We start from the raw sequence: 23,316 nt of genomic DNA, 5'->3' as shown, positions 1-23,316 counted from the left end.
GTTTTTTGTAATCACATAAATCCAGCCATTTGGGTATGAAAAATCGTGATGAAAGTCACTATATAATAAGAAAGAAATCTTAAATTCATTCAATCACATATTTTTTCATAAAATGTCAACATACATTAACCGGATTAAATATCATAACTATCTATTATTTCTATTTTTTTAATATCGTTTTTGTATTTCTTCTTAAGTTTCTTCTGCAATTCTTTTGCTTTCGTACAATATTGGTCAATACCATCTTCTATTTCTTTCTTTTGTTCATCAGGCAAATCACTATCCCATTCACCGGAAAAATGCTGGCAATCTTCCACATTATCTATGTACTCTTTTAAATCTTTTGGAATATTATTCCCTGATGCCTGTGAGCTTCCCAAAAAAGAAAAACATAGCACATATCATTGTTAAATTTTTTATGTTTTTCATCTTATCTATCATCATCAAATCAATTATAAGGGTATGTCTCTTATCTTTAATCCTTATAAGAAAAAATACTCATCACGGAATGATTTATACCCAATGGATTTCAAGATAGAAAAAAACTACTCTGGCGGTACACATGGTATGTCTTAACTTTATGTTAAAAATCCCAAGCAATGCCGTGAATATGGTGCGTTCTATATCAACAGATTTCCTCTCATAACATAATTCTCTGAACTCCATTGGATTACTCATCACAAATCCCATGAAAAATCACTACCCAAAACATTATCTTTTTGACATAACCTCCATATTTTCTTCATTATTGACTAATTCCCATTGGTTACACTAATAATATATTCTTGCATCTATTTTGGCATAAGATGCTGCATGACTGATTACTGCCACTACATTAAGAGAATGTCGAGCAAATGAATAACAAAAGCCGTTCCTATTTTTTCCGTCTCGCTACGGCGCTAGCCGTGATCGTCGCGGCAGTTTTCTTTACGTGGAAACACTTCAACACACCTTCATCATCAGATAACTCTCAGGATTCAGAATCAGAACAGAATTTAAACAATCCAACCTATCCTCCCGTGCAGGTAGCAACGGCTGAAATCAAATCTGTACCTCATTACTTAAGCGGATTAGGAACGGTTATGGCGGCAAATACAGTAACTGTCACCAGCCAAGTGGAAGGTCAGTTAATGGCTTTACATTTTAATGAAGGTCAATATGTCAAAAAAGACGACTTACTGGCGGAAATCGATCCTCGTCCCCTGAAAGTCAAATTGGCAAGAGCGCAGGGGCAATACGCCAAAGATCAGGCAACGTTGACCAATGCTAAACAGGATTTGCTCCGCTTTCAGCAATTAGCGAAAAGTAAACTTATCTCCCAGCAGGATCTGGATAAGCAAATCTCTTTGGTTCGTCAGAGTGAAGCCAGCGTGAAAGCCACTCAATCCGATATTGATGAAGCCAAATTGCAATTGGCATACAGCCGTATTACGGCACCTATTTCTGGTCGCGTTGGATTAAAACGTATTGATGTCGGCAATTATGTGTCTGGTGCGGGAGCAACTCCCATTGTGGCCATTACACAAGTCGATCCTATTAATGTGCTGTTTTCCCTACCTGAAAACGATATCAGCACCGTGTTAAAGGCTCAGAAAGATCACGAAAAGGTCGCTGTCATCGCGTGGGATCGCAATAATCAGCAACAATTGGCGCAAGGAAAACTATTCAGTATCGATAACCAAATTGATGTAGCTACTGGCACAATCAAGATGAAAGCTCAGTTTAATAATCAAGATAATGCGCTGTTCCCTAATCAATTTGTCAATATCCAGATGAAGGTCAATACACTGAATAATGTCGTTGTTATTCCAACGGCTGGATTACAAATGGGAAATAGCGGTAATTTCGTCTGGAAAATAAGTAAAAACAATAAAGACAATAAAGTCAGCAAACACAAGGTCATCGCAGGGCTGCAAAATAATCAGTTGGTGGTCATCAATAGTGGCTTGTCAGCAGGTGAGCGCGTCGTCACGGATGGCATTGACAGCCTGACCGAAGGTGCCAAAGTCGAGATTGTCAAACCCTTGGCAATTGAATCACTTGACGCAGATAAAAATAAGAAGAATTCAGAACAATCAAACGGTAAGGTGGAGAATTCCTAATGCAATCTGATTCTTCAATGACAGGCGGAGGGCCATCTCGCCTGTTTATCCTGCGCCCTGTTGCCACGACATTATTTATGGTTGCGATCTTGCTGGCCGGGATAATTGGTTATCGGATGTTGCCGGTTTCTGCATTGCCGCAAGTAGATTATCCAACAATTCAAGTGGTAACACTGTATCCCGGTGCCAATCCGGATGTGATGACATCTGCCGTTACCGCTCCGCTGGAAAAACAGTTTGGTCAGATGTCCGGCTTAAAACAGATGTCATCCAGAAGTTCTGGTGGAGCTTCTGTTATCACACTGGTATTCCAGCTCTCATTGCCCTTGGATGTAGCAGAGCAGGATGTGCAGGCGGCGATCAATTCAGCCAGTAATCTATTGCCGGAAGATCTGCCTTATCCGCCAATTTACAGCAAAGTCAATCCGGCTGATCCTCCCATATTGACGCTGGCTGTAACGTCTGATGCCCTGCCGATGACTCAGGTGCAAGATATGGTGGAAACCCGCGTAGCCCAGCGTATTTCTCAAGTCAGTGGGGTCGGTTTGGTCACTTTGGCAGGCGGGCAACGCCCTGCTGTACGTGTGAAATTGAACGCACAAGCCGTAGCTTCACAAGGATTAGATAGCGATGTTATCCGTTCTGCCATCATGAAAGCTAACGTGAATTCGGCAAAAGGCAGTTTTGACGGGCCAACCCGCTCCATTACTATATCCACCAACGATCAAATGAAATCTATCGATGATTACCGCAATTTAATCGTAGCCTACAAAAATGATGCTCCGGTTCGTCTGCGTGATGTCGCCACTATTGAACAGGGTGTGGAAAATAGCAAATTAGGCGCATGGGCAAATGAGAAGCCGGCCATCGTTATTAATGTTCAGCGCCAACCCGGGGCGAACGTTATTGAGACTACGGATAATATTCGTACCATGCTGCCAGAATTGATCAGCAGCCTGCCCAACTCCGTCAATGTAGAGCTGCTGACAGACCGCACTATTTCGATCCGCAATTCAGTCAAGGATGTTCAATTTGAACTATTGCTGGCTATCGCACTGGTCGTCATGGTGATTTACCTATTTTTACGCAATGTCACTGCAACCTTGATCCCAAGTATTGCAGTACCGCTTTCGCTGGTAGGTACATTCGCCGTTATGCATTTTTGCGGCTTTTCCGTTAATAACCTGACTTTAATGGCGCTAACCGTTGCAACCGGCTTCGTAGTGGATGATGCCATTGTCGTTATAGAAAATATTTCTCGTTACATTGAACGAGGAGAAAAGCCTCTGGCGGCTGCGCTGAAAGGGGCGGGAGAAATCGGCTTTACTATCATCTCCCTGACTTTTTCATTAATTGCCGTCTTGATCCCTCTTTTGTTTATGGGAGATATCGTCGGTCGGCTATTCAGGGAATTCGCCATTACCCTTGCCGTTGCCATTTTAATTTCTGCTGTTGTGTCATTGACGCTAACGCCGATGATGTGCGCAAGAATGCTGAAACCCGAAGCCAATACTAAACACAATCGCTTCGAACAGGCATGCGAACGTTTCTTCGAGCGCATGATTGCAGTCTATGCTGTCTTCCTGAAACGAGTGTTAAATCACCCTTGGATTACACTGGGTGTTGCATTCGGCACGTTGGCTCTGACTGCCCTGCTCTATATCATGATCCCCAAAGGATTCTTTCCCCTGCAAGACAACGGGTTGATTCAGGGCACACTGGAAGCACCACAATCCATTTCGTTCAATGCAATGGCGGATAAACAGCGGCAAGTCACGACCCTGTTATTAAAAGATCCGGCTGTGGATAATGTCACGACATTTATCGGTGTTGATGGTAACAATCCAACCTTGAATAATGCTCGTCTTCAAATCACGTTGAAACCACTCAGCCAACGTGACGATCACATTAACGAAGTCATCCCTCGTCTACAGGCACGCATTGCCAAAGTTCCTGACGTCACACTGTACCTGCAACCAACACAGGATTTGACAATTGATACCCAATTATCGCGCACGCAATATCAGTTTACATTGCAGGCCACTTCACTTGATGAACTCGCTGTCTGGGTTCCTAAATTGCAAAATGCCCTGAAACAACGACCAGAGTTGGTGGATATCGGTAACAATTGGCAAAATCAAGGGCTAGTGGCTTATCTCAAAGTGAATAGAGATATGGCCAGCCGGTTTGGGATCTCTATGGCTGCGGTGGATAATGCTTTGTATAACGCCTTTGGCCAACGCCTGATTTCGACCATTTACACTCAATCAAATCAGTATCGCGTCATCCTTGAGCAGGATACGAAGAATGCTCAGGGGCTGGAAGCGCTGAATAATCTTTATCTGACCGGTAATGATGGAAAAATGGTACCTCTCAATACCATTGCAACCGTCGAACAGCGGTTGGGGAATTTGTCTATCGATCATCTACAACAATTTCCTTCCGCCACTTTTTCATTCAATGTTGCGAAAGATTCTTCCCTTGAACAAGCGGTCAATGCCGTCAATGAGGCAGAACGGGCGATCCAAATGCCAAAAGACATCATTACGCAATTTCAGGGAGCAACGCTGGCGTTCCAAGATGCACTCAGTAATACCCTTTGGCTGATTCTGGCAGCTGTCGTCGCTATGTATATCGTACTCGGTATACTGTACGAAAGTTTTATTCATCCCGTTACAATCTTGTCAACCTTACCTACCGCAGGTGTTGGCGCATTGCTGGCTTTGATGATCGGTGGCTATGAGTTAGATATTATCGCCGTCATTGGGATCATTCTCTTGATCGGCATTGTGAAGAAAAATGCCATCATGATGATCGATTTTGCTCTGGCAGCAGAGCGGGAAAAAGGAATGACTCCTTATGAGGCCATTTACCAAGCCTGTTTGTTGCGTTTCAGGCCAATCCTGATGACAACAATGGCAGCACTGCTGGGAGCATTGCCACTGATGTTGAGTACCGGTATCGGTGCGGAGCTGCGCCGTCCTTTAGGCGCAAGCATGGTCGGGGGCCTGATTATGAGCCAGATTCTAACCTTGTTCACAACTCCCGTTATTTATCTGCTGTTTGATCAGCTGGCATGCTATTACCGAAAAAACAGCAAAGATAAGCAAATAAGGCTTGATAAATCTTCAGTTAATCATCAGGAGCCGCTGTGAAATTCTTCGCCCTATTTATTCAGCGGCCAGTTGCTACAACATTGCTGAGTTTAGCCATCACTCTCTGTGGTGCATTCAGTTTTTTCTTGCTGCCTGTATCACCGCTACCACAAGTTGATTTTCCCATGATAACGGTTCGCGCTTCCATGCCCGGCGCATCACCAGAAACCATGGCATCCTCCGTGACGACGCCTCTGGAACGTGCATTGGGCCGTATTTCAGGGGTAAAAGAGATGTCTTCCGCCAGCTCACTGGGAGCCTCTTATATTTATCTGGAATTCGATCTCAACCGAGATATCAATGGTGCAGCACGGGATGTTCAAGCGGCCATCAATGCCGCACAAAGCTTATTGCCTTCCGGTATGCCAAGCAAACCGAGATATTATAAAGCCAATTTGTCAGATGCTCCGATTATAATTTTGACCCTCACCTCTGACAATTATAGTGAAGGCCAACTGTATGACCTTGCTTCTACCAGATTAGCCCAAAGGATTTCCCAGATAGAAGGCGTCAGCAAAGTCAGTGTTGGCGGTAGTTCATTACCGGCAATACGCGTTGAACTAAACCCAAATTCACTTTTTAATCAAGGTGTTTCTCTCAACGATGTCAGTAATGCCATCAATAATGCTAATGTCCAATTTCCAACGGGGCATATTGATTCCGATAAACAGATTTGGCAGCTACGTACCAATGACGAACTGAAAACACCTGACAGTTACCGCTCGATTATTGTGCATTATAATAATGGAGCACCTGTCAGGTTGCAGGATGTCGCAAATGTTAAGAACTCTGTCGAGGATATTCGCGCAGCAGGCATGTCCGGAAATAAGTCTGCTATTGTTCTTATTATCCGTCGTGAAGCGGGTGCAAATATTATCTCAACCGTTCAACGTATTCGTGAGCAACTTCCCACTCTGCAAGCATCTTTACCCGCCAACATTCAGCTAAACATTGCTCAGGATCGCTCACCGACTATTCACACTTCTCTGCAAGAAGTAAAAAGTGCACTAGCGATTGCCGTCGCCTCGGTGATTCTGGTCGTGTTCCTGTTTTTACGTTCTGGCCGAGCGACATTGATTCCGGCAATTGCCGTTCCGGTATCACTGATTGGCACCTTTACCGCCATGTATTTATGTGGTTTCAGTTTGAACAACCTCTCGTTGATGGCATTAACCATTGCCACTGGATTTGTTGTCGATGATGCCATTGTGGTACTGGAGAATATTTCCCGCCACCTGAATGCCGGGTTAAAACCCATGCAAGCCGCTCTCAAAGGGGTCAGAGAAGTTGGATTCACGGTATTGGCCATGAGCCTGTCACTCGTTGCGGTATTTATTCCCCTTGTATTGATCGATGAGTTACTCGGCAGATTATTCCGGGATTTTGCTGTCACACTTACAACCGCCATCGGGATTTCTCTGTTCATTTCACTGACCTTGACCCCGATGATGTGTGCTTATTTGCTCAAATCCACACCAGCAAACACACAGAAGCAGACACGGGGATTCGGGAAGGTATTGCTGAGAATTCAGCAAGGCTATGGCCGTTCATTGAAATGGATACTCAATCATACTCGTTGGGTATTGCTGACATTGCTTGGCATTATTGCCCTGAATATCTGGCTCTATATCAGTATCCCAAAAACGTTTTTCCCTAAACAAGATACTGGGAAAATGCTGGGTTTTGTGGTTGCTGACCAAAGTATTTCATTTCAGGCCATGCGTGAAAAAGTGAAGCGCTTTATGCAGGTCGTCAATGACGATCCAACCGTGGATAATGTCGTGGGTTCTACTGGTGGTGACAGCATCAATGTGGGTTCTATGTTTATTTCTCTGAAGCCATTGAAAGAACGTACCGAAAGTATCCAGCAAGTTATTACCCGCTTAAGAAGCAAACTGACCAATGAAGCAGGAGCACGCTTATATTTAGTTCCTGTTCAAGATCTGAGAAGCGGAGGACGGGGAGCCAAATCGACTTATCAGTTTAATTTACTGTCTGATGATTTTGGCGAACTGCGTAAATGGAGTCCTATCGTCAAGAAAGCGCTGGAAAAAATGCCTCAATTGGTGGATGTCAATGCCGATGACGATGAAGAGGCTAAAGGTGCTGAAATAGCGATTACCTATGATCGTGATGTTATGGCCCGTTTAGGTATTAATGTTACTGAGGCAAATAATTTGCTCAACAACGCTTTTGGGCAGAGGCAAGTCTCCACAATTTACGAACCGTTGAATCAATACAGAGTAGTCATGGAAGTTGCTCCGCAATATAACCAAGATCCCAGTGCGCTGGAGAAAATGTTTGTCATTAATAGCAAAGGAGAACGTATTCCCCTCTCCTACTTTGCACAGTGGCACCCTTCTAATGCACCATTGGACGTTTATCATCAGGGGCTTTCAGCTTCTTCTACCATTGCGTTTGATGTAGCACCCGGCTATACGTTGTCCGATGCCATCAGTGCAATAGAAAGAACAATAACAGAACTGGGCGTTCCTTCAGCAGTGCGTAGCTCTTTCGCTGGTACAGCACAGGATTTTCAAGAGAGTGAGCGCTCTCAATTACTGGTGATCCTTGCTGCCATCGTCACTGTTTATCTGGTGCTCGGAGTGCTCTATGAAAGTTATATCCATCCCCTGACAATCCTTTCTACCCTGCCTTCTGCGGGAATAGGTGCTTTGTTGGCTCTGGAACTGTTCAATACTCCATTTAGCCTAATCGCTATGATTGGAATTATGCTGTTGGTCGGTATTGTCAAGAAAAACGCCATTATCATGGTGGATTTTGCCCTTGAAGCGCAACGAAGTGGCAAACTCAGTGCCCAGGAAGCGATTTTTCAGGCCAGTTTATTGCGATTCCGTCCGATCATGATGACGACGTTCTCTGCTCTGGCTGGCGCTTTACCTTTGGTACTGAGCAACGGGGATGGGGCTGAATTACGCTTCCCGCTGGGGATCACGATTGTTGGTGGTCTGGTGATGAGCCAACTTCTCACTCTGTATACCACTCCGGTTGTGTATCTGTTTTTTGACCGATTGCGTGAAAAATGGCGTCATCGTCAGGCAACACTCAGTATCTCCCCATCTCGGGTAACTGAGTCAAAATGAAATACATGATAAAAACGGGGATCAGAACTAAACTTTTTCTGGCAATTTTTGCTACTTGTATGCTGGTATTGGTCACAATGCACTGGGGAGTTCATGTCAGTTTTCAGCATAGTTTTATTGGCTATATCAAACAAAATAGCCGAATGCAGGCTAATAGGCTGGCAGAAGCATTAACAGAACAGTACCAGAAACAAGGTAATTGGCATTTTCTGACTCAAAATGATCGAGCGATATTTCAAATTATCCGCACGGTTGAACAGGATAACGATCCCCGTCAGAAAACCAAATCTCATGGTTTGCGCCCTCAATTTTGGATTGTAGATGCTCAAATGAATCGTTTAGTAGGGCACTCTAGTGATATTCCAGCGGGGAGTTATCGCAAATCAGTCACCTATCAAAATAAGACTGTCGGTTGGGTCATTGTCAGCCCATCTGACAAAATTACCCGTCAGGCCGACATTAGTTTCGCTCACCAGCAGCAATTCACCAGTTGGGTTATTGCGGGTTTTTCAACTTTATTGGCACTGATCGCCACTTTTATTTTCTCCCGTGGTCTTTTAAGACCTGTTAAGCGGCTAGTGGAAGGTACACATAAACTCGCAGCAGGTGATTTTACTGTTCGTGTTATTCCATCCAGTAAAGATGAAATAGGCAAATTAGCATCAGATTTTAACCAGCTTGCCTGCACGCTAGAAAAAAATGAACAAATGCGCCGTGATTATATGGCCGATATCTCCCATGAACTACGCACCCCACTTTCTGTTTTGCGCGGTGAGCTGGAAGCCTTGCAAGATGGTTTGCGGAAACCAACACAAGAAACTATCCATTCTTTGCTCACAGAAGTGACTACTCTGACAAAGCTGGTAGACGATTTGCATTTATTATCCCTCTCTAATCGAGGCTCACTGGCCTATAGAAAAGAACCTATTAATGTCAGTGAATTACTGCAAATATCCGTGGCGAATTATCATAGCCGCTTTGCAGATAAACAAATCTCTTTGGAATTGAATTTAAAAGAAAATGTGACATTATTTGCAGATCCAAATCGACTGACACAATTATTTCACAATTTGTTGGAAAATAGCCTGCGTTATACCAATAAGCACGGAAAAGTGATTATTCGTGGACATTCAGATCAGCAAAAATGGATATTCGATTTACAGGATAGTGCTCCCGGACTGACTGTTGAGCAATGTCAGCGGGTTTTTGAGCGTTTTTATCGATGTGAATCTTCCCGCAACCGCGCAAGCGGAGGTTCAGGGCTTGGGCTGGCAATTTGCTATAATATCGTTGAAGCCCATGATGGAATAATTCGTGCTGAAATATCACCTTTAGGTGGTATTAAAATTCACGTAGTATTACCGCTGATTAAATCATCTGAACTTGAAGCATATAAACTTGAAACATAATGAGTACACATCTAACCCAAAATACTGTTCTAATCGTTGAAGATGAACCAAAGTTGGGGCAATTACTGGTTGATTATCTACAATCTGCGGATTACCAAACCCAATGGCTCACACGTGGTGATGAAGTCATTGCTTATGTTCAAAAATACCAACCCCATATTATCTTGCTTGATCTTATGCTGCCCGGCCTTGATGGGTTATCGATCTGTCGGGAAATCCGCAAATTTTCAGATATCCCGATTGTAATGATGACAGCCAAAACAGAGGAGATTGACCGGTTACTCGGTCTGGAAATTGGAGCTGACGATTATATCTGCAAACCGTATAGCCCACGGGAAATAGTTGCCAGAGTAAAAGTAATTTTGCGTCGTTGCTACCGTCCAAAAGATATCATTAGCGAGCAAAACTCACTGACCATTGATGAAAACCACTTTCAGGCTCGTTACCTTGAACAAGTGCTTGAACTCACTCCGGTTGAATTCCGCTTGCTCAAAATTATGTCCACTCAACCAGGACGTGTTTTTTCTCGTGATCAGTTATTGGATAATCTTTATAACGATCATCGCATTGTGAACGACCGTACTATTGATAGCCACATTAAAAATTTACGCAGGAAACTGGAGCAATTGGATGAGGATAAATCATTTATCCGTTCCATTTATGGATTGGGTTATCGATGGGAAGCAGAAATCTGTCGGTTGATGTAACAATATCCACCGCAACTGGTTTTATTGAGTACTATTTGCAATGTGGGCACAGTAACCAACATTAATAATAATGTCGGTTACTGTTGAGGCTATATATTTATGTTGAGACTATATGCTTAAGCTCTTTTATGGTCAATCAAGCCTGAAATGACAGCTAATAACAATGCCATCAAGGCTAATAAACCACCTGCCAGATTGAGGGTTGTGTAGCCATAATTAGATGCGATAATCACACCACCCAGCCATGCACCGACTGCATTGCCCAAATTAAAAAATCCAATATTAACCGAAGAAACAAGATTAGGTGCACCAGCTTCCTGAGCTTTATCCATCACCAGACGCTGGATTGGCGATACTGTGGCAAAACCACATGCTGCCATTAGAAATATACTCAAACAGGCAATAAATTGATTGTCGCCATAAAGCCAGAAAACAAACAAAATAAAGGATTGTAGTCCTAGAGTCCAATATAACAATGGCCTCATTGCCTTATCGGCAAGTTTCCCACCAACAATATTGCCAAAGAAAAACCCCAGCCCCAAAACCAGCAGAATCCATGTTATTGCACTCTCAGAGAACCCAGCAATATTGATCATCAATGGAGCAATATAGGTAATAGTTGTAAAAAATGCAGCAGGACCCAACACGGTAATCCCCATTGCCAAAAGGACATGGATATTAGTGAAAGCTAACAATTCCTTTTTGATACTGGCGGGCGCTTTTTGGTCAAATTTAGGTAATAACTTTAAAATCCCAAACAATGCAATAATGCCAATGACAGTAATTATTGCAAAAGTGACGCGCCAGGAAATTGCTTTCCCTATCCATGTTCCAAGTGGAATACCAACCAAGTTGGCAAGTGTCATTCCGCTAAACATAAATGCGATAGCAGTAGTTCTTTTATTTTCCGGCACCAGCTCAGCAGCAATAATTGCACCGATTCCCATAAAAGCACCGTGGGTCAAAGAAGCCACAATTCGACCGATAATTGCCAGATAAAATGTCGGGGAAAAAGTAGTCAGCGCATTTCCGATAATAAATAATATCATTAACACGGAAAGCATCTTTTTCCTTTCTATACGTCCCCCCAATATTATTAGAACAGGTGCTCCAACAAATACACCAAGTGCATAACTGGTTACCATATACCCCGCAGTTGGTATTGAAATACTAAATTCGATTGCGATTTCAGGAAGTAAACCAGCGACAATAAATTCGGTTGTAGCGATCCCAAATGTTGCTATGGCTAGAGCCCAAATAGCTGCCGGCATGCGGAACTCCTAATGAGAAGCTGAATTAATCAGGTTATTATTGTTACGGTGTGTAATTATCTCTGAATAAGAGATACTGTAATATATTCGTGCAGCATCCAATTTGGAAGTAGTTATAAATTAATCGACAAATACAAAATAGTCATCGTGCTCTATAAAATAGAGGGATGGGAGATAAATTTTTTTGTCAAATCTATTCACTCTGTGCAAGTCAACTCTTCCGATAAAGCCTGCCATGAGGTGAGAATAAATAAATCGGGCCGACAGAAAACATTCGTGATCTGACCAAACACGATTAACAGATACAATTATTAACTCGCGACGCATCTTGAAATCCATTGGGTATATACAGGACGTAGCATCATTATATTTCCATAATATATTTGTGCTAATGATGGTATAGGCGCTAAAATCCCCCTCCTTTAAACCTTACCCTTAGTAATGATAATGAAGTCTGGGTAAGGACTGACTTGAACTCAGACCGAGAACGTTAAAAATATGTTTACTCCAGAATTACTTTCTCCTGCCGGCTCTTTGAAAAACATGCGTTACGCATTCGCTTATGGCGCAGATGCCATTTATGCCGGACAACCCCGTTATAGCCTGCGTGTTCGAAATAATGAATTTAACCATGAAACATTGGCTCAGGGCATTAAGGAAGCTCACGACTTGGGTAAGCGTTTTTATGTCGTCGTTAATATCGCACCACATAACGCAAAGCTGAAAACTTTTATCCGTGATTTAAAACCTGTCGTGGAAATGGGACCTGATGCGTTGATTATGTCTGATCCGGGCTTGATTATGATGGTACGTGAAGCATTTCCTGAAATAGATATTCATCTTTCAGTTCAAGCCAATGCTGTAAACTGGGCCACTGTAAAATTCTGGAAACAGATGGGACTGACGCGAGTCATTCTCTCCCGTGAACTCTCACTGGAAGAAATCGCTGAAATCCGCCAGCAAGTACCTGATATGGAACTTGAGATTTTTGTGCATGGTGCACTCTGTATGGCTTATTCCGGTCGCTGCCTGTTATCGGGTTATATCAATAAACGCGATCCCAATCAGGGCACATGCACTAATGCCTGCCGCTGGGAGTACAATGTGCAGGAAGGCAAAGAAGACACTGTCGGAAATATTGTCCATTTGCACGATCCTATCCCTGTCAAAAATATTGAGCCAACACTGGGTCAAGGCGCGCCAACAGATAAAGTATTCATGATAGAAGAAGCCAAACGTCCTGGCGAATATATGTCAGCGTTTGAAGATGAACATGGTACTTATATTATGAACTCCAAGGACTTACGTGCCATTGAGCATGTGGAAAGATTAACAAAGATGGGTGTTCACTCACTGAAAATAGAAGGCCGTACCAAATCTTTCTATTATTGTGCCCGCACCGCTCAGGTATATCGTCGTGCTATAGATGATGCCGTTGCCGGAAAGCCTTTCGACCCAACGTTAATGACCACACTGGAAGGTTTGGCACATCGTGGCTATACAGAAGGTTTTCTGCGCCGCCATACTCATGATGCCTACCAAACCTATGAATACGGCTATTCAGTGTCAGACACTCAACAATTTGTTGGAGAGCTTACTGGTAATCGAGTCAATGGCTTGGCTGAAGTCGCCGTGAAGAATAAATTTCTTGTTGGGGATAATCTGGAACTCATGACGCCATCAGGCAATATTAACTTCACGTTAGAAACCATGGCAAATAAAAAAGGCCAAACTGTAGAAGTTGCACCGGGTGATGGACATATCGTTTATCTTCCTATTCCTGAAGAAATCGAGCTGGATTATGCTTTGCTTGTCCGGAAATTAAAAGGCGGCAATACCAGAACATCTTACCTACAAGAATTACAAGTGAAATAATTAGAAATAAGATTTTAAAGAAATTGATCTATTTTTTTAGAAACAGATCACATCAATGCTATTTTATTTCTCGTATTATCATCCCTGAAAAATAAAGAACTAAAAAAGTTTTACTGTAAGACTAGGAACCACCTCCTTGGCTAGCTCAATCTCCCTTGGGCTGGCCTTTTCTTTTACATTAAAGAATAAATAACTCAATAAATTCAATACATTAAAAAACCACCTTCATTAGACATAAATTGATTTAATGATTACTAATTTATATTGGATATTTATTGAACTCCTATTAGTAACGCTAATTATGATAACCAAGAAAACAGTATTCCAATAAATATTGTTAGAATTTATTCAGTTTAATGAAGGAAATTTTACAAAAAAATAATCGAAATCATTCAATCCATGAATAACTACAATATTTACCCATCACCAATCCAAATAAATCAAGCCAGATACATATTATCTTTCTTTATTGTTATGCAAAATGATTAAATTTTAGCAACATTTGTATTGACTGAAGCGATCCACTGCTGCTTCCCCCTCTACTTCCCTTGTGATCAGCTCGAATATAAACAACAATCAGTAGCGCCTTTTGCAAACTGGAGTTAATTATGACTGATATTGCTAAGTTGTTAGGAAAAGACGCAGAAAGTTTATTGCAACATCAATGCAATACTATTCCACGTGAAAATCTCTATCTCCCAGGTACAGATTTTGTCGATAGAGTAATGCTTGAAAATAACCGCCCCAATACTGTCCTTCGTTCCATGCAAACCTTACTGAATCATGGCCGTCTGGCAGGCACTGGTTATCTCTCAATTTTGCCGGTAGATCAGGGAGTTGAACATTCTGCCAGCGCTTCTTTTGCTGCCAATCCTCTCTATTTTGATCCCAAAAATATCGTTGAACTGGCAATTGAAGCTGGCTGTAACTGTGTTGCTTCAACTTATGGTGTTCTGGCGTCTGTTTCTCGTCGTTATGCCCATAAGATTCCATTTCTGGTCAAGCTCAACCACAATGAGGCGTTGACCTACCCGGCTCAATATGATCAAACTTTGTATGCCAGTGTCGAGCAAGCATTTAACATGGGTGCAGTTGCAGTAGGTGCGACAATCTATTACGGCTCTCCCGAATCACGCCGCCAAATAGAAGAAATTTCAGCCGCTTTTGAACGCGCTCACGAACTAGGCATGGTCACCGTATTATGGGCTTATCTGCGCAACTCAGCTTTCAAGAAAAATGGGGTTGATTACCACACCAGCGCCGATTTAACCGGTCAAGCAAACCATCTGGCAGCAACAATCGGTGCTGATATCGTTAAACAAAAAATGGCTGAAACGAATGGTGGCTATACTGCGATTGGATTCGGGCACACAGATAAACGCGTCTACAGCGATTTAACCACTGAACATCCGATTGATCTCGTTCGCTATCAACTTGCTAACTGTTATATGGGACGCGCTGGATTAATCAATTCAGGTGGTGCTTCCGGAAATAATGATTTAAGTGATTCAGTCCGCACGGCTGTCATCAATAAACGTGCCGGAGGAATGGGATTGATTCTTGGGCGCAAAGCGTTCAAGAAATCGATGAAAGAAGGCGTTGAGTTGATCCACTCCGTACAGGATGTCTATCTCGATAAGAAAATTACTATCGCCTAATCAAAATTTCTGGGCACACCAGCGTCAAGATGGGGATCTCTGTGTCCCCATTACTCAAGCATGATATTATCCAAGGCAAAGTATTTTCAGAGAAAATAAAATTCTCAATTCACCACCATTGATGAAAATGATGTACTGGCCCAATACCATGACCAACTTCTAAACTATCCGCCTGTATTAGTGCATTTTGTAAATATGTTTTCGCAACCGGTAGTGTACTTTGCCAATCTGAATAACGTGGGCGCAATGCAGCAAGTGCAGCAGACAAAGTACAACCAGTTCCATGAGTATGCCGCGTATTTACTCTCGGAGCGGTAAAACGCCACTCCCTTTCCGGGGTAAAAAGCCAATCAGGGCTTTCCGCATTATTCAAATGCCCACCTTTCAATAAAACTGCCTGACATCCCATTGCACGTAATGCGCGCCCCTGCTGTAACATTTCATTTTCAGTATTGGCAATATCACATTTTAATATGGCTGCTGCTTCCGGCAAGTTGGGAGTGATCAAAGAAACGCTCGGCAATAATTGTTCTACCATCGCTGTAATAGCCTCCGGTGATAACAAGGGATCACCGCTTTTCGCCACCATAACAGTATCCAATACAATGTAGGGAATAGGATAACGATGCAATGATTCTGCTACTACCGCGATATTGGCAGCATTCGACAACATACCAATTTTAGCACTATCAATTCTGACATCTGAAAGCACTGATTCTAACTGAGCAGCAACAAAGAGAGGATCAAGGTTATAAACCGATTGTACGCCCATTGTATTTTGCGCAACCAACGCAGTGATAACTGTCGTACCATAAGCACCAAGTGCGGAAAAGGTTTTTAAATCGGCTTGAATGCCGGCTCCACCGCTAGGATCTGTTCCCGCGATCGTCAGTGAATTAATTCTCATAATGGTGATTCCTACCACCAGCTAAAGAAAAGTGGGTATCGGAACTAGAGATACCATGACTTCCCTACGCTGGCATTATCCAGATCAGGTAATACGGGTACTTCTCAGTTCAATAAAGAACGCCCCGAGTCAAAATAAAAATCACTCTATTAGTATCCCAATAGAGTGATATTTGCAATAACTTATCATCAGATAATAAAACTAGACTGACGATAAATATATTTAGCCAGTAATAAAATACTAACCAAATTAAATTTATTACTATAAAGTTGATACGTTTGCAGCAGCAGGACCTTTAGGACCATCCTGAATTTCAAACTCAACTTGTTGGCCTTCAGACAATGTTTTAAACCCATCTTTCATAATTGCAGAAAAATGTACAAATACATCTTTGCTACCATCAGCTGGAGTAATAAAACCAAAACCTTTAGACTCGTTGAACCACTTCACAGTACCAGTGATTTTTGCCATTTCAAAAATTTCCTTTGAATCACTTTATTAGCCTGTTGGCATAAAAATAAACAAACTCGTATTAGTTTCTGTTATTAATTAACAGAACAGCACTTCGTTTACCCACGTGTTTTATCACATACTCTTTATATAATCGCAAGCCATTTTTTTCAGGTGCTGGAGCCAACGCACATATTTAAAATTCTTAATATCCGTTCCAATTTGAAATTGCTTAATAATTTTTAAGTCACCTAACCATATGAATAAACGTAAAAAGAAAATTTCAACCCAAAGAAATCACTTTAATAAACTTAATACATAATGCTGTTTTTCACATCTGTTATGTTGTAGACCAGAGAGTTATAGTTATGCAAAATCCATTTTAGATAACTATAAAAATCATGATTAATTTCAATCATTCTTTTTGAACATACAATATAATTTTTTTACATGTAACCAACTTACTTTTTGTCTATCATTTATTAAATATTATTCAATTATAATATTTATAAGACGTTTTTAGATATTTCTCCATATGTTTACTTCTATACGATAAACTGATCCCATTAAGTACATCGTATTGAAGTAGTTGGAATTTAAAATGAAGTTATATTGTCAGAAAAAGATCACAAATACTCTTCTTCTGATTTATGGGAAAAATGCGGCTTCAGAATAGGTGGGGAATTGACATTCAGTGTTTTTTCAGCCGGGGATTGTACACCCAGCTGAAAAAACACTGAATGGATTAACAACCAGTCTACTTATTTCTTAGTTTTCTTAGATTGAGCGATCAAGTATCCACCCCATAAGACCACAATCCAAAACGGCATTAAAATAACCGAAATACGAATTGGTGGCATCATTAGAATAATGATGAGAATGAACGCCAGGAATGCCAAACACAGATAGTTCCCAAATGGATACCACAGTGCCTGAAACTTCGTTTTGATACCTTCTTTATTCTTGGCTGCACGGAATTTCAGGTGAGCAAAACAAATCATAATCCAGTTAATGACTAGTGTAGTTACCACTAATGCCATTAACAGTTCAAATGCTTTACCAGGCATTACATAGTTAACCAATACTCCAATCGATGTTGCCAGCGCGGATAAACCAATAGACAAGACCGGCACACTACGTTTGTTAACTTTTGTGAGTATACGAGGGGCATTACCTTGTTTAGCCAAACCATACAACATCCGACTATTACAATATACACCACTGTTATAAACAGATAAGGCCGCCGTTAGTACCACCACATTCAGAACATTCGCTACCCAGAAGCTATCCAAGTTATGAAAGATCAAAACAAATGGGCTACCACCTTCTACCACATTCGCCCATGGATACAGCGACAGCAAAATAGCCAATGAACCGATATAAAACAGTAAGATTCGATAAACAACTTGGTTAGTTGCTTTTGGGATATTTTTTTCAGGATTTTCTGCTTCTGCTGCTGTAATGCCCACGGTTTCCAGACCACCAAATGAAAACATGATCACGGCCATCGCCATAATCAAGCCAGAAATTCCATTTGGCATAAAACCGCCCTGCTGCCATAAATTGGTGATGCTTGCCTGTGGGCCACCATTACCGCTGATCAGTAAATAGCTCCCAAAGATAATCATCCCGATGATCGCACTGACTTTAATGAGAGAGAACCAAAATTCAGTTTCGCCATATAACCGAACATTAATTAGGTTGATAAGATTGATCAGTACAAAGAATATTGCAGCAGAAACCCATGTTGGAACTTCCGGCCACCAATATTGGATATATATACCAACAGCCGTTAACTCAGCCATTCCAACCAAAATAAACATTGCCCAGTAATTCCAACCTGATAGGAAACCGGCAAAATTTCCCCAATATTTATAAGCAAAGTGGCTAAATGATCCCGCTACAGGCTCCTCAACAACCATCTCACCTAATTGGCGCATAATCAAAAATGCAATAAACCCACCAATTGCATACCCAAGGAGCACCGAAGGCCCCGCCATTTTGATGGTTTGAGCAATACCCAAAAATAACCCGGTTCCTACTGCGCCACCAAGGGCAATAAGCTGAATATGCCTGTTCTTTAAACCACGCTTAAGCGTTGATTGTTGTTCTTGTTGTTCCGCCATCTAGTCCTCTTTTTACGATGTTTAGAACCCGTCTCATTAAAAGCTATTTAATTTATTGTTTTAAATCGTTAAATCTGAATTGAACCAGATATTTTCCTATCTTTCCCAACTTATACAAGATTTGTCGAATCCAAATTTCCTCAACGTGATTCCCTCAATATATTGTAGTGATTGAGTTATATACTAATTTAACGCAATATTGAGTGTGTTAATTCGTATCAGGTGGATATTAAAACATCATTTACAAAGAATGAATACCGTAAATGTATGTTAATCAATATTGAGCACAGAGTTAAAAGAACTTATTTAGTGTTTAATTAGACCACCTTATGATTATTCCATTGTTGTTAACTTTAAAATAAAATATTATGGTGAGTTATCATATGATAGAGTGATGATAGCGTGTTAAAATTTTCATCTGGTCGTTGTACCCCCTATAATAATCGATTTTGTCATCTTGAAAAGAAGTTGTGTATACTCCCTCAACCTTCAACCAGTTTAAAATTGTAATGGCACAAGATAACCACTTAGCACTTGTATGCGCACTGAGTAAATGGATTGAAAACCATCTTGGCCGTGTCATTCATCTTGAAGAGCTTGCTGCTTACTCTGGCTATTCACTTTGGCACATGCAGAAAATATTCAAGGAAGTTACCGGCATATCTCTTGGGAAGTACATTCGCCAACGACGCTTGGCTGGCACTGTTTTTCTGCTGAAAAATAGTTCCTTGCCTATTTTTGATATTGCTTTGGATTTCGGCTTTGGCTCTCAATCCCATTTCACTTATATGTTCCGTAAAGAATATGGCATTACGCCTCACGATTTTCGCCAAAGTACAGATATTGAACTTGAAGTTAAAGTTCCATTACATCTCACTTACAACTGCGAACCATGAAGCTCGGTATCATCAGCGGCCATTCACCAAGGCCGCTATGCCTAAATCATTATTGGTACTTCTCGATTAACGCCAAAGCGATTGCTTCCGTTTCTGCATCGGGGATACCGCTAATGTCTGACGGACGAAAATGCATCTGAAAGGCTTGAATAGTTCTATAAGAAGTGTTATCCAAGAGTCCCGTTTGAGGGATACTATAGCCATAAAGAGCCAGCGCTTTCTGAATTGCCATCACTGACACAGGAAAATTAGGTGCCCTACCAGCCAAATATTTATTCACTGTTGCGTCATCAGGCCAAGCACCAATTCCTTGTTCATAAAGCTCACGCCACGGAAAAACAGGCCCGGGATCTTTTTTTCTCAATGGTGCTATGTCGCTATGACCCACAACATTAACAGCTTTAATTTTATACCTATGAATAATATCTTTTAGCAATCGGATAACGGTATCAATTTGTGACGGATGATATAAACACCATTCTTTTTTAATAAACTCTTGCTTAAACCCACAATTAACAATTTCAATACCAATAGAATAACGATTTAAGTTTTGGTATCTATTCCATTCACTCTTTCCCGCGTGCCATGCTCTTTCCTTTTCTGAAACCAATTGAAAAATAATCGGTTCTTTATTCTCATACTGCGGCTGCGAGGGAATAAGGTAATGAATACTAACACGACCTCCCGTTAATGCCCGTAAAGATTTTTTATCATCCAACGCAGTATAATGGAGGACAATAAATCTAATTGAGTCAATACCTTGCTTAGTCGAATAAGGATAGGAGTGGTCAACAATATACCCATTTCTATCTTCTCGTTCAGGGGAATAAGAACAACCAATCAACAATGTGATAAACATACTTATCATTAATCGTTTTATCATGTTGGGTCAGCTATTTTGCAGGAAAAGATAACATTATAATGATTATATACTAGATGAAACTAAAATAGATGTGATACTTTTTGCTTATCAGCATGCTTTTAAGAACAAATAAAAGCCAGCCATTCGCAGAACGTTCGAATGGCTGGCTAATAAAGTTTTACCTGATGCGAGTAATACCCCGTTACTGATATCCCCTATAGAGGCATTTCAGTATCAGCGATTACCCTTCTCGCTGTTATGCGATATATCATTATCCCAAATACCTTTTTCAACTTGCTGTTGAATCTCTGGGTACGAATTGATATTAAATGTTGGCAACTGACCTAATTTTCTCTGTCGGTTATAATCCTTCGCCAACTTTATTGCAACGCCTGACAACATAAGTATGGCAATCAAGTTAACAATAGCCATACATGCCATTGATAGATTAGCCATACTCCAAACCAGAGGGACTTCTGCCAATGCACCAAACATTACCATACCCAATGCAGCCAACCGCAAAATAAATAATCCAGCAGTGTGGTTGCGCTCCAAAAATATCATGTTGCTTTCAGCATAAGCATAGTTGGCAATAATCGATGTGAAAGCAAAGAAGAAAATGGCAATCGCAATGAATGTCGTTCCCCAATGCCCAACAGCTGTTGATAATGCCCTCTGAGTCAATTCAATTCCGCTGATAGCAGTGACATTATCATCGAGAATTCCGGAAGAAAGGATAATAACTGCCGTTGCACTACAGATAACGATCGTATCCATAAATACACCCAACATCTGCACATAACCCTGAGAGGCTGGATGTGGTGGATATGGGGAAGCTGATGCCGCAGCATTCGGCGCAGATCCCATCCCTGCTTCATTCGAAAATAACCCACGCTGAACACCCTGAGTCATTGCCTGAGAGATGCCGTAGCCTAATGTTCCTGCTATTGCTTCCTGAAGGCCAAAGGCGCTCTTGATAATTAATGCAAATACCGCTGGGATGCGTTCAATATTGTGACCAACAACCCAAAATGCCAGTATTAAATAAGCGCCAGCCATGAACGGTACAACCAATTCCGCTACTCGGGCAATGGAACGCAGCCCACCGAAAATAATTGTGCCACTAATAATGACTAAGACAATACCGACATAAAATGGTTTGACATGAAAGGCAAAGGCAGCCGCTTCCGCAATTGAATTTGCTTGGACAGCATTAAATACAAGACCAAACGCGATAATAAGGAAGAATGAAAACAATACTCCCATCCATCGCTTCTTCAACCCTTTTTCCATGTAGTAAGCCGGGCCACCGCGATAATTTCCCTGATCGTCTTTCGTCTTGTACAACTGGGCAAGCGTGCTTTCCACAAAGGAAGTTGCCATACCAATAAATGCCACTACCCACATCCAGAAAATAGCCCCTGGCCCACCTGCAGTAATTGCAATGGCAACTCCTGCTAAGTTACCGGTTCCCACACGAGCAGCAAGGCTGGTACATAAAGCCTGAAAAGATGAAATACCAGAATTATCTGATTTATTACTATCTTTCAGAACTGAAAACATATGACCAAAATGACGAAGCTGTATAAAACCAGAACGCAGTGTGAAGTAAAGACCAACCGCAAGAAGCAGGTATATTAGTGCGTAGTCCCAAAGGATGTTGTTAATGAAGTTAATGAAGTTAATCAGATCCGTCAAGATATTTTCCTCTTACTAATTAGCAAACATTAGCTGACCATAGTGCCGTATCCGGTGAAATTTTATTGTGCTTAATTTCCTTTATACTTAACAAGTAACAAAATTCTGTATACAAAAACACAGAGATACTAGCCAGTAAAAACGGAAAGAATGTAACACAATATCAATTTCAATGTGTAACTTTTAATGAAATTTTTACATTTACTTTAGAAAAATTAAATAGTTATCTATTCGCCATAAACGCTTTATTCCCTATTTTGAGCTGATTAAGTGCATTTCACGAACAAGAGTTGCGGGTTAATTTTCTTCTTATATATAAGCAATAGACATAAATTAATTAACGCCCCACCCAAAACACAAAACATATCATCAACAAAAATAAAACCTTTTAAAAACAATGCCAATACAATAACCAAATGAAAAGAATGTGTTAACTGGAAGTTATTGATGCACCCAAACAAAATGCACAGAGTAAATTTAGATAATCACGCTCTGCTATATCACTAATGTAGTAATCACCGAATTCATTAAAAAAGTGGGTGAATTACAAAATTTAATCTTGAAATTTCTAATATTTACGAAAACATATAGTAATATCTTTCTCCAAATGAGATTATTAAATTTTAATACTGTGATAGTTGGAAAAAGCCACCATCGCGTATTAAAATTTTCAGTTGTTATTTTTACAATAGGAAACAACAATAACGGGTTAGCAAGATGTTAATAATCCACTATCTGGCCATCAGATAATCTGCAAGTGAGGTTATAATTGATGTTAGAGCGAAAAAGAAAGAATCCTGCGGACAACATACTGCCCAAGAGAGTTTATAGAGGAAAATCAAAGTATGAATATCATCCTGCAACAGGTGGTTCAATCTCTATCTGCTGTTTAAACTCACCAGTATCCGTTGTTTGGAAAGAGTACAATAAGCTTGTGGAAAAAATAGCAAAAAACAGTACATAGAGCTTACTATATGCTTAAGTTAATCAGAACCACCCGCATAGCGGGTGGTTTGCTCTAGCCCTATAAGGGCATGTTACCGACTGCGCCTAAATGACGCTGCTTTCTCTTCGTTCAAGCTAAGTGTCTTTGCTT

Annotated in this window: 15 protein-coding genes and 1 riboswitch; of the genes, 8 read left to right on the top strand and 7 right to left on the bottom strand. The window is 41.1% G+C overall.

Features of this window, described 5'->3' with window-relative positions; translation table 11 throughout:
- Nucleotides 1–134: 134 nt before the first annotated feature.
- The gene (locus tag PSI23_RS15590) at nucleotides 135–380 is read right to left on the bottom strand and encodes a hypothetical protein (protein WP_273555946.1); all 246 of its coding nucleotides are present in this window, start codon (nucleotides 378–380) and stop codon (nucleotides 135–137) included.
- Nucleotides 381–854: 474 nt separating this feature from the next.
- On the opposite strand from PSI23_RS15590, the gene PSI23_RS15585 reads away from it, so the two are divergent.
- The 5 genes from PSI23_RS15585 to baeR are packed head-to-tail and all read left to right on the top strand — an operon-like array spanning nucleotide 855 to nucleotide 10,477.
- Nucleotides 855–2,102: an MdtA/MuxA family multidrug efflux RND transporter periplasmic adaptor subunit gene (locus PSI23_RS15585; protein WP_273555945.1), complete on the top strand. Its 1,248-nt coding sequence runs from the start codon at nucleotides 855–857 to the stop codon at nucleotides 2,100–2,102.
- Nucleotides 2,102–5,257, top strand: a complete 3,156-nt coding sequence (locus PSI23_RS15580) for an MdtB/MuxB family multidrug efflux RND transporter permease subunit (protein WP_273555944.1) — start codon at nucleotides 2,102–2,104, stop codon at nucleotides 5,255–5,257. Before PSI23_RS15585 ends, PSI23_RS15580 begins: the two co-directional genes overlap by 1 nt.
- The gene (gene mdtC / locus PSI23_RS15575) at nucleotides 5,254–8,361 is read left to right on the top strand and encodes a multidrug efflux RND transporter permease subunit MdtC (protein WP_273555943.1); all 3,108 of its coding nucleotides are present in this window, start codon (nucleotides 5,254–5,256) and stop codon (nucleotides 8,359–8,361) included. The genes PSI23_RS15580 and mdtC overlap by 4 nt, the downstream gene beginning before the upstream one ends.
- Nucleotides 8,362–8,369: 8 nt before the next feature.
- Nucleotides 8,370–9,770 (top strand): envelope stress sensor histidine kinase BaeS, encoded by a 1,401-nt coding sequence (gene baeS, locus PSI23_RS15570; protein ID WP_273555964.1) that lies wholly within the window; start codon nucleotides 8,370–8,372, stop codon nucleotides 9,768–9,770.
- Nucleotides 9,770–10,477 (top strand): envelope stress response regulator BaeR, encoded by a 708-nt coding sequence (gene baeR, locus PSI23_RS15565; RefSeq protein ID WP_273555942.1) that lies wholly within the window; start codon nucleotides 9,770–9,772, stop codon nucleotides 10,475–10,477. Before baeS ends, baeR begins: the two co-directional genes overlap by 1 nt.
- 116 nt (nucleotides 10,478–10,593) lie before the next feature.
- Here baeR and PSI23_RS15560 read toward each other — a convergent pair whose 3' ends face one another.
- Entirely contained in the window at nucleotides 10,594–11,748 is a 1,155-nt protein-coding gene (locus PSI23_RS15560; protein ID WP_273555941.1) for an MFS transporter, read from the bottom strand.
- A gap of 498 nt (nucleotides 11,749–12,246) precedes the next feature.
- Between PSI23_RS15560 and trhP the strand changes: the two genes are divergently transcribed.
- Both trhP and fbaB read left to right on the top strand, forming a co-directional pair.
- Nucleotides 12,247–13,623, top strand: a complete 1,377-nt coding sequence (gene trhP / locus PSI23_RS15555; RefSeq protein WP_273555940.1) for a prephenate-dependent tRNA uridine(34) hydroxylase TrhP — start codon at nucleotides 12,247–12,249, stop codon at nucleotides 13,621–13,623.
- Between the two features lie 608 nt (nucleotides 13,624–14,231).
- Nucleotides 14,232–15,281 carry a class I fructose-bisphosphate aldolase gene (gene fbaB, locus PSI23_RS15550; protein ID WP_273555939.1) on the top strand — a complete coding sequence of 350 codons (1,050 nt, stop codon included), beginning with the start codon at nucleotides 14,232–14,234 and terminating at the stop codon, nucleotides 15,279–15,281.
- Between the two features lie 109 nt (nucleotides 15,282–15,390).
- Here fbaB and thiD read toward each other — a convergent pair whose 3' ends face one another.
- The 3 genes from thiD to PSI23_RS15535 all read right to left on the bottom strand — a co-directional run bounded on the left by thiD (nucleotide 15,391) and on the right by PSI23_RS15535 (nucleotide 18,764).
- Nucleotides 15,391–16,191 (bottom strand): bifunctional hydroxymethylpyrimidine kinase/phosphomethylpyrimidine kinase, encoded by an 801-nt coding sequence (thiD, locus tag PSI23_RS15545; protein ID WP_273555963.1) that lies wholly within the window; start codon nucleotides 16,189–16,191, stop codon nucleotides 15,391–15,393.
- 41 nt (nucleotides 16,192–16,232) lie between these two features.
- Nucleotides 16,233–16,325, bottom strand: a riboswitch (TPP riboswitch).
- A gap of 124 nt (nucleotides 16,326–16,449) precedes the next feature.
- A complete protein-coding gene (gene cspE / locus PSI23_RS15540) occupies nucleotides 16,450–16,659 on the bottom strand; it encodes a transcription antiterminator/RNA stability regulator CspE (RefSeq protein ID WP_273555938.1) in 210 nt (69 codons plus the stop codon).
- A 740-nt stretch (nucleotides 16,660–17,399) separates the two neighbouring features.
- Nucleotides 17,400–18,764 (bottom strand): amino acid permease, encoded by a 1,365-nt coding sequence (locus PSI23_RS15535; RefSeq protein ID WP_273555937.1) that lies wholly within the window; start codon nucleotides 18,762–18,764, stop codon nucleotides 17,400–17,402.
- Nucleotides 18,765–19,273: 509 nt separating this feature from the next.
- Between PSI23_RS15535 and PSI23_RS15530 the strand changes: the two genes are divergently transcribed.
- Entirely contained in the window at nucleotides 19,274–19,660 is a 387-nt protein-coding gene (locus tag PSI23_RS15530; protein WP_273555962.1) for a helix-turn-helix domain-containing protein, read from the top strand.
- 49 nt (nucleotides 19,661–19,709) lie between these two features.
- Here PSI23_RS15530 and PSI23_RS15525 read toward each other — a convergent pair whose 3' ends face one another.
- Both PSI23_RS15525 and PSI23_RS15520 read right to left on the bottom strand, forming a co-directional pair.
- Entirely contained in the window at nucleotides 19,710–20,540 is an 831-nt protein-coding gene (locus tag PSI23_RS15525; protein WP_273555961.1) for an N-acetylmuramoyl-L-alanine amidase, read from the bottom strand.
- A 216-nt stretch (nucleotides 20,541–20,756) separates the two neighbouring features.
- Nucleotides 20,757–22,211, bottom strand: a complete 1,455-nt coding sequence (locus PSI23_RS15520) for an alanine/glycine:cation symporter family protein (RefSeq protein WP_373567344.1) — start codon at nucleotides 22,209–22,211, stop codon at nucleotides 20,757–20,759.
- Nucleotides 22,212–23,316: the final 1,105 nt, after the last annotated feature.

It is taken from the genome of Xenorhabdus yunnanensis, assembly GCF_028598805.1.
In the GTDB taxonomy this organism is placed as follows: domain Bacteria; phylum Pseudomonadota; class Gammaproteobacteria; order Enterobacterales; family Enterobacteriaceae; genus Xenorhabdus; species Xenorhabdus yunnanensis.
This window is presented reverse-complemented; position numbering and strand designations above follow the sequence as displayed.